This is a genomic window from Telluria sp. AZSoR62, assembly GCF_058111565.1.
The window spans coordinates 1-437 of the sequence record NZ_JBYTST010000083.1 but is presented as its reverse complement, the minus strand read 5'-3'; the positions used below and the strand labels follow the sequence as shown (position 1 = coordinate 437).

Here is a 437-nt window from a genome sequence, read left to right as displayed (position 1 = left end):
AGGCGATCATTCACACCGTCCACGCCAACGATCTTTCCGAAGAAAGGAAACCGATCGTCACCGTTATCACGCTCGATAACGACAGTGCCGCCATTCACGGTTTGGTAGGTCTTACCCACCTCCAATGCAACCCTCATTTTGCGATCCCCAATGATTAAGACAATGAGGGAATTGTAGGTGCGTTTAACGCACCAGTCAAAGATATTTCTCTCATCCACCATGAGAAATTCTCAAAATGATTTGATTCGAAGAAAGTGTTTTGGCTACCGTGGTTTGGCTTAACAGGTGGTGCACGCACAGCACCGCCGATTCAATTCACAGCCGTGCTTTTAACGGTGCCACTCAAGTTTGCGGGAAACCAAATTTATCTCCAGATTTGGGCGGCACTAAATGCTACCCGTACCGAAGGCGTACCTCGCAACGATCGCAGCGATTTC

Annotated in this window: 1 protein-coding gene; it reads right to left on the bottom strand. The window is 48.5% G+C overall.

The annotated features are described in order from the left end of the window. Positions 1–221: hypothetical protein (locus AC3XQU_RS22965; RefSeq protein ID WP_489876470.1), on the bottom strand; the 221-nt coding region annotated here is incomplete at its 3' end. Positions 222–437: the final 216 nt, after the last annotated feature.